Here is a 17,797-nt window from a genome sequence, read left to right as displayed (position 1 = left end):
CAGGCTCGAAGGAGCGCCCGCCCCGCCGGGTTCAGGGAGCGGCGAAGACGCAGGTACCGCGGGTGCCGGGGTTGGAGCAGGCGACCACCGCGCCGTCGCCCGGCTTCAGCGCCCGGACGTAACTACCCGCGTAGCCTTCCGCGTCGACGAACACGTCCCGGTTCGCGACCCACTCGTGGACCGCGCCGGTGTCGGCGTCCACCACCGCTTCGGTGGCGGGCCGCACGCGTTCCTGGACGACGTGGTCCCCGGCGGCGGCGTCGGGCAGCGCCTGCCGCCGCACCGCGTCGGTGACCTGGTGCCCGATGACGGTGCCGACCCCGCCGCGCCCGACGCCGGGTTCGGCCACCAGCTCCTCGCGCCGGTCCCGACATCGGTCCAGCAGCGCGGCGAGTGCGGCGGGGGAGTGCCGGGCCTGGCCCAGCAGGGCGGTCCACGGCATGACGCGGTCGACCACGGCCTGTTCCGCGGGCGTGAAGGTCGCCTGCACCAGGGGGTCGTGGAGCATCGCGAGGATGCCCTTGCCGGCGAGGACGGCGCCTCGCAGCGGGGGGTGGAGCACGGTGCGGCCGGCCTCGTCGGCGCGCAGCACGGTGTCGAAGTCCGCCAGGGCCTGCGGGTCGTCGACGATCTCCGAGGCGACGAAGTACCGCAGCAGGACGTCGATCCCGGTGCCCCTGAGGGTGATCCGGCCGAGGGCCAGCAGGTCGCGGTTGGCCTGGGCGGTGTCGGTGCCGCCGAGCCGGCTGCCGACGTCGAGTTCCAGCATGAAGGCCTCGCCGTCGTGGTGGGCGTCCGCCCGCGCGTTGCGCGGCGGCGGCACGTCGGACCCGCGGCACATGAGGGAGGCCGGCCGGCTGTCCATTCCGAGGGCGTCGCAGTAGGCGCGCACATCTCCGTCGAAGAGCCGGTCGGGCAGGGAGGCCAGGAGTGCCAGGAGCGCGCCCAAGTCGGTGGCGAAGGCGTTGATCTCAGGTTCTGATGCGAACAGCGGGCGGTCGAGCAGCAGATACCCGAAGGATTTCGCGTACACATCGGGCAGCTGTGCGTCCCGTGTGCTGTTCCGTAATCGGGAACCGGGTCTGAGGCACTTGTCGTTGAAGATCTCGGTGATCTTTTTCTGCACAGCCTGCTCCCCGCTAGAACGGGAACATCGGCACCAATTCCGCGCGCGGGTGCAGGCGGCGCAGATTCCCCGTGAATAAATATACGACCCGTGCGTGCAATATTCATCGTGAAGGGCGCATGGTGACCCTGCACAGGAGCATGCAAGCCGCGTCGTAGTGAAGTCAAGGGGGGTGTGGCCCGGTGTGGACTAAGTGGGTGTTCCGGCTACGGCGACCGCAGGCTGCGTACAACCGTGCCCGGGTGGGAATTTCTGCTTTTCGGGTGATCAGGCCCGAATTCTTATTGATTCCGTACCGTGCAGGATAAATGCGACGTAGCCGGTCGGACCAGGGTGCCGATAGCGGTACCGCCGGCGGTGTGGCGGCGGTGCTTTGATCACCGTAGAGGATCGCGCCCGGCCCGGCGCCCGCGCCGCCGGCGGGGGCGAGCCGTCGGCGGCGGCGGTCAGGCGGACAGGGACAGGGCGGTGGAGACGGACTCGTCGAAGACCTGGCGGGCCTGCCCGCGCGAGGCCGCGGGGAGCAGCGGGAGCACCAGGTGCGTACGGGACTGGACGGTGGGGTGCAGGTGGAGCACGGACGCGCAGCTGCCCTTCGGGCCTGCTTCGAGGAAGATGCGGCTGCCCGACCCGAGCAGGCCGTCCATCGCGGGCCAGAACAGCACGGGTCTGGTCAGTTGCGCCGACCAGAACTCCGGGGTGACCGACTCCGCGTCGGTCACGTCGCGGGCGGTGGAGGTGGAGCGGATGGTGATGGCGGGCGGGCGCAGCCGGATGTTCCCGAGCATTTCGCAGAAGTGCTTCGCCGCCTCGGTGCACAGCGGGCTGTGGAAGGCCTGCCGGGCCTTCACCGGGCGGCAGGCGACCACCTTGGCCGCCAGCGTCCGCTGCGCGGCGTCCAGTTCGGCCGTTGCGCCGGAAAGCACCGTCTGATAGGGGCTGTTGATCGCCGCGACCGCTATGCCGTGGCCCGCCAGGTCGCCGAGCACCTCGCGGATACGGTCGACGCCCGCGGCCACCGCGAGCATCCCGCCCGGTTCCGTCGCCGCCATCGCGGTGGTCCTGGCCGCCATCACCCGGCCGCCGTCGGTGATGCTGAAGACCCCCGCGACGGCGGCCGCGGCCAGCTCGCCGACGCTGTGCCCGACCAGGACGGTGGGCCGCAGGCCCCGCGCGATCACCGCGAACGCCAGTGCCGCGCCGACGGCGAACAGCAGCGGCTGCGCGCGCCCGCAGTCGTCGAAGTCCGGCCCCGGCTCCGGCGCGAGCCAGTCGTCGCGCAGCGGCGGCCCGTCGGCGCCGGCCGCGGCGAAGAACTCGTCCATCACCGCGGTGAAGGCCGGCTCGACGCCGTACAGGTCGGCGCCCATCCTCGGGTGCTGCGCGCCCTGCCCGGGGAAGACCAGGGCGACTTCGCGTCGGACGTCCATCACACACACCACCTCGTCGTCACGGGTTCAGTCCGGTCAGTTCCAGGGTTCCGCTCGCGACGCGGACGCCGCCCTGGTCGATGCCGAGCGTCGCGGCCATCGACCCCGGGCCGCCGGCCACGGAGACCGCGCACTCCGCGGGCACGTCGATCTCCACGAAGATGCCGAAGTCCAGCTCGGCCCGGGTCAGCGCCGCCTCGCCCGTGCGCAGGCCCGCCTCGGCGGCGCTGAGCAGCGCGGACTGCCGCATCGCCTCGATGAGCAGCGACGCCGGGATGTGGTCGTAGTCCCGGTCGAAGAACGACGGGTGCGTCCGGTCGACCAGCAGCGGGTAGCGGTCGGGCCGCACGGCGGGACCGATCACCACGTTGGCGGGGTCGTTGCGCCCGACCGACCCGGGGTCCACCGGCTTGGCGTCGGGGGCGGCGGCGAGGTCCGCGGCCCGCCGGGACCGCTGGTACTCGCGGATCTCGCGGTAGTAGTCGCGGTCGAAGAGGAGGCTGCTGAACGACAGCGACATGGCGGGCACCGAGCCGACGACGAAGTCGCCCGCGATGTCGAACGAGTCGTCGGTCTGGGTGACGCGGACCTTCACGACGCCCTGCAGCGGTGTCGCCCCGTCGGCGCGGAAGACGTCCGTCCCCGGCACGTTCAGGGTGATCTGCTGCACGGCCGACGGCGTACCGCGCGGCACGTCGAGGTAGCCGTTCCGCACGACGACGAACGCCTGCCGGAACGCCTCGGTCAGCGCCAGCGGGTCGTGCCAGGGCGCCCGCTGGTCGGACCACAGCGGGTGGTCGGGTGCGATCCGCACGGCGATCGCGTACTCGTCGGCGCCCAGCCGGGCGTGGTCGGTGACGAACACCTCGCGGGGCGAGCGCCGGTTCACCGTCTCGGGCGGCACCAGCTGGTCGAAGGCGAGAGCGGCAACGGGGTCGGTGGTCATCGGAGCCTCCGGGACTGTCAGGGCCGGTCCAGGAACGCGGCCAGCGAGCGGATGGTCGGGTTGTCGAAGATGTCGGTCAGGCTGATCCGCACGTCGGTCAGCGCCTGCAGCCGGCCGCGCAGCTCCACGGCGGACAGCGAGTTCAGGCCGTGCGAGACGATGTCGTCGTCGAGGCCGAGCGGCCCGTACTCGCCGAGGATGTCGCCGACGGCGGCGCGCACGGTGGCCAGGGCGTCGCCCGCGGGAACGGCGGGAGCGGTGCCGGCGGGCGTGCCCGCGGCCGTGGCCGGTACCGACCAGAAGCGCTGCCGGGCAAAGGGATACGTGGGCAGGCCGACCCGCCGCGCGCCCGTCCCGGCGAACACGGCCGCCCAGTCGACGGCGCCGCCGGCCACGAACCGGTCGGCCCGGTCCCGCAGTTCGCCGCGCCCGACGACGGTGCCCGGCAGCGGCTCGGCGACGAACGCCCGCAAGCCCTTCAGCAGTTCGTCGCGGTCCGCGCCGAGCACGACGGCCCGGTGGGCGAACCGCGCCCGGGACGCCAGGGCGTAGCCGACGTCGGCGGGGTCGGCGCCGGCCGCCTCCGGCGACGCCAGCAGCCGGCCGGCCTGCGCGGCCAGCGCCCCCGGGGTCTTCGCCGAGAGCACCCACGGCACCGCGGGCAGCGGCCGCCGGGGCTCGGCGGGCGCCACCGGTGCCTGCTCGACGATGACGTGCGCGTTGGTCCCCGAGATGCCGAAGGAGGAGACGCCCGCCCGGCGCGGCCGCCCGGTCTGCGGCCAGCCGTGCCGCCCGGTCGCCAGCTCCACGCGTCCAGCGGACCAGTCGACATGCGTGCTCGGCTCGTCCACGTGCAGCGTCGCGGGCACCACGCCGTGGCGCAGTGCGGCCACCATCTTGATGATCCCCGCGACACCCGCGGCGGCCTGGGTGTGCCCCAGGTTCGACTTCAGCGACCCCAGGGCGAGCGGCAGGTCCGCGGGCCGGTCCTGCCCGTACGTGGCCAGGATCGCCTGCGCCTCGATGGGGTCGCCGAGCACCGTGCCGGTGCCGTGCGCCTCGACGACGTCGACGTCGGCGGTGGACAGGCCCGCGTCGGCCAGCGCCGCGCGGATCACCCGTTGCTGGGAAGGGCCGTTGGGGGCGGTCAGCCCGTTGGAGGCGCCGTCCTGGTTGACGGCGCTGCCGCGGACCAGCGCCAGTACCCCGTGCCCGTGGCGGCGCGCGTCGGAGAGCCGCTCCAGCACCAGCACGCCGACGCCCTCGGCCCATCCGGTGCCGTCCGCCGAGGCCGCGAACGACCTGCACCGCCCGTCGGGCGACAGGCCGTGCTGCCGGGCCATGTCCACGAAGCCCCGGGGGGTGGCCATGACGGTCGCGCCGCCGGCCAGCACCAGGTCCGACTCGCCGGAGCGCAGCGACCGTACGGCCAGGTGCACGGCGACCAGCGACGAGGAGCACGCCGTGTCCAGGGTCACCGCGGGACCTTCGAGGCCCAGCGTGTACGCCACCCGGCCGGAGACCAGGCTGCCCGCGGTGCCCGTCAACCGGTAGCCCTCGGTGCCGGCTTCGTCGATGTCGCGCCCGTACTCCTGCGCCATGTGGCCGACGAAGACCCCGGTCGCGCTGCCGGCCAGCGAGTGCGGGTCGATGCCGGCGTCCTCCAGCGCCTCCCAGGCGACTTCGAGCACCAGCCGCTGCTGCGGGTCCATCGCCACGGCCTCGCCCGGGCTGATCCCGAAGAATCCCGCGTCGAAGTCCGCGGCACCGTCGAGGAACCCGCCGTCGCGGACGTACGTCGTGCCCGGGCGGTCCGGGTCGGGGTCGTAGAGGCCGTCGAGGTCCCAGCCGCGGTCGGCGGGGAAGCCGGAGATCACGTCGCGGCCCTCGGCGACCACGTCCCACAGGTCGGCCGCCGAGGCGATGCCGCCGGGGTACCGGCAGCCGATGCCCACGACCGCGACCGGGTCGTCGCCGCCGCGGCCGCTCCCGCGCAGCCGCTCGATCTCCCTGAGGGACTCGCGCAGCGCCGCCACCAGCCGGGCTTCGGTGTCCTGGCTCACCACAGGTCACTCCACCCCGAGTCGTACGGGTCGTCGTCCGGCCACACCGGCGGCGGCGCGAACGCGGCGCCCAGCGAGACGAGCATCTGCCACATCGCCATCAGGAAGGCCCGGTACCAGCGGGACGGTGCGGGGCGCCGGTAGTGGGCGCCCGCGCCCAGCGTGCGTGCGGCGGGGACGCGGGCCGCCGGTGTCTTCCCGGTCATCGCGGTCCCCCCTCGCCCATCGCGGCCGCGATCAGTTCCTCGGTGTCCATCGTCTCGATCAACTCCTGGCGGGTCGGCCGCGCGTCGGGTACCGGCGCGACGAGGATGCGGTGAATGTGGTCGGTCAGTGCCGCGGGGGTCGGGTAGTCGAAGACCGCGGTGGCCGGCAGCGGCGCGTCGGTCAGCGGCGCGAGGGCGTTGCGGAGTTCGATCGCGGTGAGCGAGTCGACGCCCAGCTCCCGGAAGTTGCGGTCGGCGTCGAGCGGCTGCCCCTCGCCGTGGCCGAGCACCTTGCCGAGCTTGCGGCTCAACAGGTCCAGGACGCGCTGCCGTTGCTCCTCCGGTGCGAGGCCGGCCAGTTCGTGCCGCAGCATGACCGCGTCGTCCTGCCGGTCCGGGGCGGCGGCCGTGCTCGGCGTCACCGCGGCCACCTGGGCGCGCGGCGCCGTCAGGGCCGCGTCGAACATCGCCAGGCCGTCGGACTCGGAGATCGCCGCGAGCCCCTGGTCGCGCAGCCGCGCCAGGTCCGGCTCGCGCAGGTGCCCGGTCATCCCGTACCGACCCGCCCACGGCCCCCAGGCGATGGACACCGCGGGCAGGCCCGCGGCCCTGCGGTGCGCGGCCAGCCCGTCCAGGAAGGCGTTCGCCGCCGCGTAGTTGGCCTGCCCCGCGGTGCCGATGGTGCCGGCCACCGACGAGAAGAGGACGAACGCGCTCAGGTCGAGCCCGCGCGTCGCCTCGTGCAGGTACCAGGCCGCGTCCGCCTTGGCCGCGAGCACCGCGGCCAGCCGCTGCGGTGTCAGCGACTCCAGCACGCCGTCGTCGAGGACGCCCGCCGCGTGCACCACCGCGGTCAGCCGGGGTGTGACCAGGCGGGCGACCGCGGCCCGGTCGGTGACGTCGCACGCCACGACGTCGACCACGGCGCCCAGCTCGGTCAGGTCGGCGCGCAGCTCGGCGGCACCCGGTGCGGCAGGACCGCGCCTGCTCGCCAGCAGCAGCCGCCTGACCCCGTGCGCCACCACCAGGTGCCGGGCGAACAGCGCGCCGAGCCCGCCGGTGCCGCCGGTGATCAGCACCGTGCCGTCAGGACCGAACGGGACCGCGCCTGCCGGGCCTTGCGGCAGCGGGGCCAGCCGGGAGGCGTGCGGCACGCCCGACCTGACCACCAGTTCCGGCTGCCCCGCCGCCAGGACGGCGGGCAGGTCCACGTCGCCGTCGGTGTCCACCAGCACGAAGCGGCCCGGCTGTTCGGCCTGCGCGGAGCGCACCAGGCCCCACACCGCGGCGCCCGCCAGGTCCCTTACGTCCTCCCCCGGCAGCCCGACCGCGCCGCGCGTCACGACGACCAGCCGCTTCGCCGCCGGTGCGGTGAGCGCGCCCAGCACCGTCCGGGTCGCCGCGTGCAGCGCGGAGACCACGTCAGGACCGGTGGGCAGGTCGTCGAGCACCGCGACCTCGGGGTCCGGTACGGGGGCGGCCGCGGGTACCGCGTCCAGCGGAGCCCAGGCCAGTTCCCGCAGCCGGCCGCCCGACTCCGACATCGGGCGCAGCCGCACCGAGCCGGCGGTCAGCACCGCCCTGCCCGCCCGGTCGTACGCCGTGACGGAGACGCCGTCGGGACCCGCGGGGGACAGCCGGACCCGCAGGGCGTCCGCGCCGGCGCGGTGCAGCGCCACGTCCTCCCAGGCGAAGGGGACGTCCGTGCCGCCGCGCCCGGTGCCCACCAGCCACGCCTGCAACGCCGCGTCCAGCAGGGCCGGATGCAGGCCGTAGCGGCCCGGATCGACGTCGGCGGCGATCTCGGCGAGTACGTCCTCGCCGTCGCGCCACACCGCGCGCAGGCCGCGGAAGGCCGGGCCGTACCCGAAGCCCTGGTGCGCCAGCCGGTCGTAGGCCCCGTCCAAGTCGACGGGGACGGCGCCGGCCGGCGGCCACGCGCCCTCCTCGCGGGGGGCCGCGCGGTAGGCGGCGGCCACCGCGCCCCTGGCGTGCACCACCCAGGGCGCCCCCGGCTCGTCGGCGCGGGCGGAGACCACCACCTCGCCGGTGGGGTGGGCGACCGCCTGGACGAACCGGCGGCCCTGCTCGGGCAGCACCAGCGGTGCCTGGAGGACCAGTTCGCGTACGGTGTCCGCCCCGGCGTCGGCGGCGGCGCGCAGCGCCAGCTCCGCGAAGAGCGTGCCGGGGGCGATCACCGAGCCGGCCACCGCGTGGTCGGCCAGCCAGCCGGGCGAGTTCCTGGACACCGCACCGGACAGGATCACCGTGCCGCTGTCCGGCAGCTCCAAGCGGGCTGTCAGGACCGGGTGGTCGGCGGCGGTGAACCCCATGCCGGTCGCGGCGGCCGGCGGTTCCGGCAGCAGCCAGTAGCGCCGCCGGTCGAAGGCGTAGGTGGGCAACTCCGCGAGCGGGCCGGGCGTTTCACCGAACACCGCCCGCCAGTCCACCGGCAGGCCGCGTGCGGACAGCTCGCCGAGCGTGGGCAGCAGGCTGGCCAGCTCCGGCAGGTCCCGGCGCAGCAGCGACAGCGCGACGACCTTCGCGGGGATGGTCTGCGCGGCCAGCGTGGTCAGCGCCCGCCCGGGGCCGATCTCCACGAAGGTCCGCGCGCCCAGCTCCGCGAGGGCGTCCACGCAGGGCACGAACCGCACGGTCCCCCGCGCGTGCCGCAGCCAGTACTCGGCCGAGCGCAGGTCCCCTTCCGCGGCCGGCCCGCCGCTGACGTTGGACATGATCGGAATCGTCGGCGGGTGGTAGGTGACCTCCCGGGCCACGGCGGCGAACTCGTCGAGCCTGCCGTCCAGTTCCGCGGAGTGGAAGGCGTGCCGGTTGCGCAGCTTGATCGACCGCCGGCCGCGTTCCCGCCAGCGTTCGACGACCCGCTCGACCGCGTCCGGCGTCCCGGAGACCACCGTGGCGTCGGGTGCGTTCAGGGCGGCGATCGACACGCCGGGCTCCAGGGTGGGCTCGATCTCCTCGGCGCTCGCCAGGATCTGCACCATGACGCCGGGCGGCAGGGCGCCCATGGCGCGGCCGCGCGCGGTGATCAGCCGCGCGGCGTCCGCCAGCGACAGGACCCCGGCCACGTGCGCCGCGGCCAGCTCGCCGAAGGAGTGGCCGAGCAGGTAGTCAGGACGCAGCCCGAAGGACTCGACGAGCCGGAACAGCGCGACCTCGACGGCGAACAGCGCGGGCTGGGTGAACTCCGTCTGGTCCAGCAGCACGGCGGCCTCGGGCGTCCCCTTCGCGGCGAACAGCAGCTCTCCGAGCGGCCGTTCGAGGTTCGCGTCGAGTGCGGCGAGCACCTCGTCGAGTGCGCCGGCGAACACCGGGAACTCGGCGTACAGCGTCGCCCCCATGGCCGCGTACTGGCTGCCGTGGCCGGGGAAGAGGAACACGACCGGCCCCGCGGCCGGTTCGGCCGGCCCGGCCTGGACGGCCTCGGCCAGCCGGTCGAGCAGCTCGGCGCGGTCCGCGCCGGTGACGACCGCCCGGTGCGGGAAGCGGGACCGGGTCGCCGCAAGCGCGGTGGCGACGGCCGCGGGGTCGAGGGACTCGTCCGCCCGCACGTGGGCCAGCAGGCGGGCCGCCTGGCCGCGCAGGGCGTCGGCGGACTTCGCCGAGAGGACCCACGGCAGCACCGGCCAGTTCCGTGCCGCCGGGACGGACTCCGGCTGCGCGGGCGGCTGTTCGAGGATGACGTGGGCGTTGGTGCCGGAGATGCCGAACGCGGAGACCCCCGCGCGGCGCGGGCGCCCGGTCCGCGGCCACTCCGCCGCCTCGGTGGCCAACCGGACGGCCCCGCCCGACCAGTCCACCGCGGACGTCGGCGGGTCGGCGTGCAGCGTCGGCGGGACCACGCCCCGGTCGAGCGCGCCGATCATCTTGATCATCCCGGCCATGCCCGCCGCGGCCTGCGTGTGGCCCAGGTTGGACTTGACCGAGCCGAGCAGCAGCGGCCGGTCGGCGGGCCGGCCCTGGCCGTAGGTCGCCAGCACCGCCTCCGCCTCGATGGGGTCGCCCAGTACCGTGCCGGTGCCGTGCGCCTCCAGCACGTCGACGTCGGCGGTGGACAGCCCCGCGTCGGCCAGTGCCGCGCGGATCACCCGTTGCTGGGAGGGGCCGTTGGGGGCGGTCAGGCCGTTGGAGGCGCCGTCCTGGTTGATCGCGCTGCCGCGCACCACCGCGAGCACCCGGTGGCCGCGCTCCCTGGCCCGCGACAGCCGCTCCAGCACCATGACGCCCGCGCCCTCGCTCCAGCCGGTGCCGTCGGCGCCCGCGCCGAACGACTTGCACCGCCCGTCGGAGCCGAGACCGCCCTGCTTGGCGAACTCCACGAACACCCTGGGCGTGGCGATCACCGTGGCGGCGCCCACCAGCGCCAGGTCGCACTCGTCGGACCGCAGCGACCGGGCGGCCAGGTGCACCGCGACCAGCGACGAGGAGCAGGCGGTGTCCACGGTGACCGCGGGACCCTCCAGGCCGAGCGCGTACGCGACCCGGCCGGACGCGACGCTGCCCTGGCTGCCGATGAGCCGGTAGCCCTCGACCCCGGCAGCGGCGTCGTCGGCGCCCGCACCGTACTCCTGGGCCATGATCCCGGCGAACACGCCGGTCCTGCTGCCGGCCAGCGACTCCGGTGCGATGCCGGCGCGTTCGACGGCCTCCCAGCTGACTTCGAGCAGCAGCCGCTGCTGCGGGTCCATCGCGGCCGCCTCGTGCGGGTTGATGCCGAAGAAGCCGGCGTCGAACGCGCCCGCGTCGGCGAGGAAACCTCCCTGCTGCATGGGCAGCCCGGTCTCCTGCCAACCGCGGTCGGTGGGGAAGGCGCCGATCGCGTCCCTGCGGCCGGCCACGGCGTCCCACAGGTCGGCGGGCGAGGCGATGCCGCCGGGGAAGCGGCAGCTCATGCCGACCACGACGATCGGGTCGCTGTCGTCCGCCGCTTCCGCGGGGCGTGATTCCGCGGCTTGCGTGCGCCCGGACGCCCGGTCGCGCAGGTAGCCGGCCAGTGCGGCGGGCGTGGGGTAGTCGAAGATGACGCCCGCGGGCAGCGCCAATCCGGTGGCGGTCCTGAGGCGGTTGCGCAGCTCGACGGACAGCAGCGAGTCGAAGCCGAGTTCCCTGAAGTTGCGATCCGGGTCGATCTGTTCGCCGCCGCTCTGGCCCAGCAGGGCCGCGGCCTCGGTACGGGTCAGCGCCAGCAGGTCCGCGGGGGCGGACCTTTCCGCGGGCGCGGCCTGCGCCGGGCGCGGGGCCAGGTCCTGCAGCACCGAGGGCAGTTCGCCGGTGGCGGCGGCGAGCTGGAGCGCCGCGCGGTCGGAGACCATCGCGACCACGTGCGGCCGGTGCTGCGCGAGGGCCGCGTCGAACAGCTCAAGGCCCGCGTCGACCGGGAGTTCGGCCATGCCGCGCCGCCTGAGCCGGGCGATGTCCGCGTCGCGCAGCCGCTCGGCCATGCCGGTGCCGCGGTCCCACAGCCCCCAGCCGATGGACAGCGCGGGCAGCCCGCGGCCTTGCCGGTACGCGGCCAGCGCGTCCAGGAAGGCGTTGGCGGCGGTGTAGTTGGCCTGCCCCGGGCCGCCGCTCACGCCGAGCACCGAGGAGAACAGCACGAGCGCGGCGCCCGTCCGCTCGGTCAGCTCGTGCAGATGCCAGGCGGCGTCCGCCTTGGGCCGCAGCACGGCGTCCATCCGGTCGGGGGTCAGCGCGTCGAGCACGCCGTCGTCGAGCACTCCGGCCGCGTGGATCACGGTGGTCAGCTCCGGCGTCACCAAGCTGGCGAGCGCGGCGCGGTCGGTGACGTCGCACCGTACGACCTGGGCGTCCGCGCCCAACTCCGCAAGTTCGGCGGTCAGTTCCGCGGCGCCCGGGGCGTCGGGTCCCTGCCGCGAGGCGAGGACGAGGCGCCGTACGCCGTGCCGCGTCACCAGGTGCCGGGCCAGAGCGGAGCCGAGCCCGCCGGTGCCGCCGGTGATCAGGGTGGGGCCGGCCGTGTCGAAGCCGCCGGCGGGGGAGTCCTGCACCGGGGCCAGCCGGGCCGCGTGCAGCACGCCCGCCCGGATCATCACCTGCGGTTCGCCGCCGGCGACGACGGCGGCCGCGTCGAGGCCCGCGGCGGGCGGGGTGCCGGTGCCGGTGTCGGTGTCCACCAGGACGAACCGGCCGGGTGCTTCGGCCTGCGCGGTGCGCACCAGACCCCACACCGCCGCGGCCGCCGGGTCGGGTGCACCCGCACCGGCCGGCTGCACCGCACCGCGGGTGGCGACCAGCAGGACGCTGCCCGCCGTGCGCTCGTCGGCCAGCCAGTCCTGGAGCACGCGGAGCACCCGGTGGGTGGCGTCGTGGGTGGCGGCGAGCATGTCCGGTGCGGACGCGGGGGAGTTGACGGCGTCCGAGGTGAGCTGTGGGTCGGCCGGGTTCGGGCCGTTCGCGCCCGAAACGGCGTCCGAAACGGCGCCCGAAACGGCGCCCGAAACGGCGCCCGAAACGGCGCCCGGGGCGAAGTCCGCGTCGAAGACCACGACGTCCGGGACCGGAGCCGTGCCGTCGAGCTCGGTCCAGCCGGCGACCGTCATCGGGGTCGGCCTGGGGTGGGGCAGCGGGGTCCAGGTCAGTTCGAGCAGGCGGGGGGCGGTGGGGTGGGCGGCGCGGGTCAGGGCGGTCTGCTGCTCGGGTGACAGGCGGCGCAGCAGGATCGAGCCGACCGTGCACACGGGCAGGGCGGACTCGTCGTAGGCGGCCAGCGAGATCGCGTCGGGGCCGCTCGGGGTGATCACCACCCGCAGGGCGGTCGCGCCGGTCGCGTGCAGCCGGACGCCGGACCAGGAGAAGGGCAGCGCAAGGCCGTCCGCGGCGACGGTGACCAGCGCCGCGTGCAACGCGGCGTCGAGCAGCGCCGGGTGCAGGCCGAAGCCGGCCCGGTCGGCCCCGGCGGGGAGCGCGACCTCGGCGAACACCTCGTCGTCGCGGCGCCACACCGCGCGCAGGCCGCGGAAGGCCGGACCGTATCCGTAACCGCGTTCCGCCAACTGCCGGTAGGCGACCGCCAGGTCGACCGCGTCCGCCGCCGCGGGCGGCCACTCGGCCGGGGGCGGCGGAGCCGACGGCTCCTCGGCGGCCAGTTCACCGCGCGCGTGCGTCACCCATCCGCCGTCCGCGGCACGGGAATGGATCGCGACCTCGCCGTCGTCCGCGACCACGCGGAGGGCCACGCCGCCCTCCTCCGGCAGCACGAGCGGGGTCTGCAGGACCAGTTCGCGCAGGAACCCGCGGCCGGAAGCGGTGCCCGCGCGCAGGGCCAGATCGACGAAGGCGGTGGCCGGCAGCAGCGTCGCGCCCGCGACCGCGTGGTCGGCCAGCCAGCCGTGCGTGGCGAGCGACAGCCGTCCGGGCAGCAGGACCGCGTCCGTGTCGGGCAGTTCGGCGACCGCGCCGACCAGCGGGTGGTCCGCGACGGTCAGGCCGAGCGCGGTGACGTCCGTGCGCGGCTCGGGCTCCAGCCAGTACCGCGTGCGGTCGAAGGCGTACGTGGGCAGCGGCACCCGCCGGGCACCGCCGAGCACCGACTCCCACGCCACCTCGCCCCCGCGCACGTACCGCTCGGCCGCGGAGGCCAGCAGCCGCGCGGGGCCGCCCTCGCCGCGCCGCAGCGAGCCGACGACGGTGACCGCGCGGCCCTCCCGCTCCGCGGTCTGCTCGATGTGCAGGCCGAGTGCCGGATGCGGTGCGCACTCGACGAAGTGCGTGAACCCGTCGGCGAGCAGGGCCTCGACGGAACGCTGGAAGGCCACCGGCTCCCGGCAGTTGCGGTACCAGTACGCGGCCGTCAGGTCCTCGCCCGCAACGGCCGCCCCGGTCACCGTCGAGTAGACCGGCACGGTGGCGGCGGACGGGCGGACGAACGCGGCCAGTTCGGCGAAGGGCTCCTCCAGCGGGTCGACGAGCGGCGAGTGCGACGCGAACGGCGTCACGATCCTGGCCGGAACCCCGGTCGCGCGCAGGTCGGCGAGGAACGCGTCCAGCGTGTCCTCGGGCCCGGCCACCGTCGTCCCTGACGGGCCGTTGACGCCGGCGACCGACAGGCCGGGGAGCAGCCGGGCGGCCACCGCCTCCTCCGGGGCGCCGACCGACGCGATCGCGCCGGGCAGCCGGTCGGCGATGAGCCGCGCGCGGGCCACGATGAGCCGGCACGCGTCGTCCAGCGACAGCGCGCCGGCGACGCAGGCGGCCGCGATCTCGCCCTGCGAGGTGCCCACGACGGCGTCGGGCGTCACGCCGAGCGAGCGCCACAGCTCGGCCAGCGACACCAGCACCGCGAACAGCGCCGGCTGCACGATGTCGACGCGCGCCAGCCAGGAGTCGTCCGCGCTCTCGCGGACCGTGTCCAGCAGCGACCAGTCCACCAGCGGGTCGATGATCCGCGCGCAGTCGGCCATCCGCGCGGCGAACACCGGGGCGGAGTCGAGCAGTTCCGCGGCCATTCCCAGCCACTGGATGCCGTGGCCGGGGAAGACGAACACGGTCCTGCCCGGTTCGTCGCCGGCCCGGCCGTAGGCCACGTTCGGGGCGGGCCGTCCCGCGGCGACCGCGGACAGCCCGGCGGTCAGGCCCGCGGCGTCCGTGCCGACCACCACCGCGCGGTGCGCGAAGCGCGCGCGGGTGGTCGCCAGCGAGACGGCGATGTCCGCCGGGTCGTGCCCGGCGGCGTGCGCGAGCAGCCGCTCGGCCTGGCCGCGCAGGGCGTCCTCGGTCCTCGCCGAGAGGACCCACGGCAGCACCGGCCAGTTCGGTGCCGCGGCGGCGGGTTCCGGCTGCGCGGGCGGCTGTTCGAGGACGACGTGGGCGTTGGTGCCGGAGATGCCGAACGAGGAGACCCCGGCCCGGCGCGGCCGCCCGGTGTCCGGCCAGTCCTGGGCGGTGGTGGCCAGCCGCACCGCGCCGGACGACCACGGGACGTGCGGGCTGGGCGCGTCGACGTGCAGGGTCGCGGGCACGACGCCGTGCCGCATGGCCGCCACCGTCTTGATCACGCCGGCCAGGCCCGCGGCCGCCTGCGTGTGCCCGATGTTCGACTTGAGCGAGCCGAGCAGGAGTTCGCGGCCGCGCGGCCGGCCCTGCCCGTACGTGGCCAGGATCGCCTGCGCCTCGATGGGGTCGCCCAGCGGCGTCCCCGTGCCGTGCGCCTCGACGACGTCGACGTCCGCGGTGGACAGGCCCGCGTCGGCCAGTGCCGCGCGGATCACCCGTTGCTGGGAGGGGCCGTTCGGGGCTGTCAGCCCGTTGGAGGCGCCGTCCTGGTTGACGGCGCTGCCGCGGACCAGCGCCAGTACCTCGTGCCCGTGGCGGCGGGCGTCCGACAGGCGTTCCAGGACGACGACGCCGACGCCCTCGGCCCAGGCCGTGCCGTCCGCGGACGCCGCGAAGGACTTGCAGCGGGCGTCCGGCGACAGGCCGCGCTGCCGGGCGAATTCGAGGAAGACCCGGGGGGTGGCCATGACGGTGGCGCCGCCGGCCAGCACGAGGTCCGACTCGCCGGAGCGCAGCGACCGTACGGCCAGGTGCATCGCGACGAGCGACGAGGAGCACGCCGTGTCCAGGGTCACCGCGGGTCCTTCGAGGCCCAGCGTGTACGCCAGCCGGCCCGAGGCGACGCCGGACAGGCCGCCGGTGATCCGGTAGCCCTCGACGGACTCGGCGGCGTCCCAGCCGTACATGCCGACGAAGGCGCCGGTCCTGCTGCCGGCCAGGGAGTGCGGGTCGATGCCGGCGTTCTCCAGGGCCTCCCAGGTGACTTCGAGCAGCAGCCGCTGCTGCGGGTCCATCGCGAGGGCCTCGCTGGGGCTGATCCCGAAGAAGGCGGCGTCGAAGCCCGCGACGTCGGAGAGGAAGCCGCCCTCGCGGACGTACGTCGTGCCCGGGCGGTCCGGGTCGGAGTCGTAGAGGCCGTCCAGGTCCCACCCGCGGTCGGTGGGGAAGCCGGAGATCACGTCACGTCCGCCCGCCGCGACGTCCCACAGGTCGGCGGCGGAGGCGATGCCGCCGGGGTACCGGCAGCCGATGCCCACGATCGCGACCGGGTCGTCGTCCGCGGGCCGGTCGGCCGCTGCCGGCGGCGGGGGTCGCCGCAGGGCTGCCGGGGGCTCCGCCGCCAGGTGCGCGGCGAGCGCGGACGGCGTCGGGTAGTCGAAGACCGCGGTCGGCTCGACGTCCCGGCCGAGTGCGGCGGACAGCCGGTCGGCGAGTTCGACGGCGCTGAGCGAGCCGAAGCCGAGGTCCTTGAAACTGCGGTCGCGCGGTACGGCGTCGGCGTCGTGGTGGCCCAGCTGGGCGGCGGCCTCGGCGCGTACGACCCCGAGCAGGTCGCCGGCCGCGGGCGCTGCCTCGGCCGGGCGGGCCGCGTCGGGGGCGGGCCGGTCGAACGCGTAGGTGGGCAGGTCCACGTGGCGCGCGCCGGAGCCGGCGAAGATCGCGGCCCAGTCCGCCTCGGCGCCCGCCGTGAAGCCGGCGGCCATGGCCAGGAGCGGCTCTGCGGCCGTACCGGCCACCGCGGGGCCTGTCCCGTCAGCCAAGGCCCTCAGACCGTACTCCAGTTCGGCCCGGTCGCGGCCGAACACCACCGCGCGGACCGGGAAGAGCGTGCGGGTCGTCGCCAGCGAGTAGCCGACGTCGACCGGGTCGAGTCCCGTGGTCTGCTCCAGCAGCCGCCGGGCCTGCCCGCGCAGGGCGTCCGCGGTCTTCGCCGACAGCACCCACGGCACCGCGGGCAGGCCCGAGGGCGCGTCCTGAACGGGGGTCGGCGGGGCCTCGGCCAGCACCACGTGGCAGTTCGTGCCGCCGAGGCCGAAGGAGCTGACGCCGGCCACGGCCGGGCCTTCGGGCCACGGGAGGAGCTGTGTGGCCACCGCGAGGTTCAACTCCGCCAGCGGGATGGCCGGGTTGGGCTCCGCGAAGTGCAGGCTGGCGGGTATCCGCCGGTTCTGCAGGCTCAGTACGGCCTTGAGCAGGCCTGCGATCCCGGCCGCGGCCTCCAGGTGCCCGATGTTGGTCTTGACGGACCCGACCAGCAGCGGTGCCGTCCGGGTCGCGGCGGTGCCCAGCGCGGCGCCGAGCCCGGCCGCCTCGACCGGGTCGCCCACGGCGGTGCCGGTGCCGTGCAGTTCGACGTACGTGACGGTGCCGGGGTCGACCCCGGCCTGCCGGTACGCCCGGGTGAGCAGCGCCTGCTGCGCGGCCGCGCTGGGCACCGTCAACCCTTGCGAGTGGCCGTCGTTGTTGACCGCGCTGCCGAGGACGACCGCGGCGATCCGGTCGCCGTCGGCCACGGCGTCGGCCAGCCGCTTCAGGACGACCAGGCCGCCGCCCTCGCCGCGGACGAAGCCGTTGGCGCGGCTGTCGAAGACGTGGCACCGGCCGTCGGGGGAGAGCACGCCCAGCTCGGCCAGGCCGCTCCCGGAGTCGGCGGCCACCATCAGGCTGGCGCCGCCCGCCAGGGCCAGGTCGCACTCCCCGGCGCGCAGCGACTGCACCGCCAGGTGCACCGCGACCAGCGACGAGGACTGCCCGGTGTCCACGGTCAGGCTCGGGCCGTTCAGGCCGAGCGCGTAGGACAACCGGTTGGCGGCCATGCCGCGTTGCCGCCCGGTGAAGGTGTAGGGGTCGGGCGCGGACGCCGGGGCGACTTCGCCCGGCGCGGACACGAACACCCCGGTCTGCGTGCCGGCCAGCCGGTCCGCGGTCAGCCGGGCGTGCTCCAGCGCCTCCCAGCCCAGCTCCAGGACCAGCCGCTGGTGCGGGTCCATGGCGGCGGCCTCCCGCGGGAAGAGGCCGAAGAAGCCCGCGTCGAATCCGGTGATGTCGTCGAGGAACGCACCACGGCGTGCGGTCGTCCGGCCCGGGGGAGGCTCGGTGACCGCGTCGGTGCCCGAACGCAGCAGCCGCCATAATGCGGCCGGCCCGTTCGCCCGTGGCAGCCGGGCGGATATGCCGATGATTGCGAACCCGTCAGTCATGATGCATCTCCT

4 protein-coding genes and 2 pseudogenes are annotated in these 17,797 nt (G+C 75.5%); all 6 read right to left on the bottom strand.

Translation table 11 applies throughout. From position 1 onward, the window contains the following. Nucleotides 1-31: 31 nt before the first annotated feature. Nucleotides 32-1,126 (bottom strand): hypothetical protein, encoded by a 1,095-nt coding sequence (locus tag NFU81_RS35760; protein WP_251499807.1) that lies wholly within the window; start codon nt 1,124-1,126, stop codon nt 32-34. Nucleotides 1,127-1,572: 446 nt separating this feature from the next. Then, nucleotides 1,573-2,556 (bottom strand): acyltransferase domain-containing protein, encoded by a 984-nt coding sequence (locus NFU81_RS35755; protein ID WP_251499805.1) that lies wholly within the window; start codon nt 2,554-2,556, stop codon nt 1,573-1,575. 19 nt (nt 2,557-2,575) lie between these two features. After that, nucleotides 2,576-3,502, bottom strand: coding sequence for an AfsA-related hotdog domain-containing protein (locus NFU81_RS35750; RefSeq protein WP_251499803.1), 927 nt, complete (start codon nt 3,500-3,502; stop codon nt 2,576-2,578). 83 nt (nt 3,503-3,585) lie between these two features. Next, nucleotides 3,586-5,475: pseudogene (locus NFU81_RS35745) on the bottom strand (type I polyketide synthase); the annotation flags it as partial. 86 nt (nt 5,476-5,561) lie between these two features. Next, nucleotides 5,562-5,771, bottom strand: a complete 210-nt coding sequence (locus NFU81_RS35740; RefSeq protein WP_251499801.1) for a hypothetical protein — start codon at nt 5,769-5,771, stop codon at nt 5,562-5,564. Between the two features lie 173 nt (nt 5,772-5,944). Then, nucleotides 5,945-17,785: pseudogene (locus NFU81_RS35735) on the bottom strand (SDR family NAD(P)-dependent oxidoreductase); the annotation flags it as partial. Nucleotides 17,786-17,797 lie beyond the last annotated feature (12 nt).

Source organism: Actinacidiphila cocklensis (genome assembly GCF_907177275.1).
GTDB lineage: Bacteria > Actinomycetota > Actinomycetes > Streptomycetales > Streptomycetaceae > Actinacidiphila > Actinacidiphila cocklensis.
This window is presented reverse-complemented; position numbering and strand designations above follow the sequence as displayed.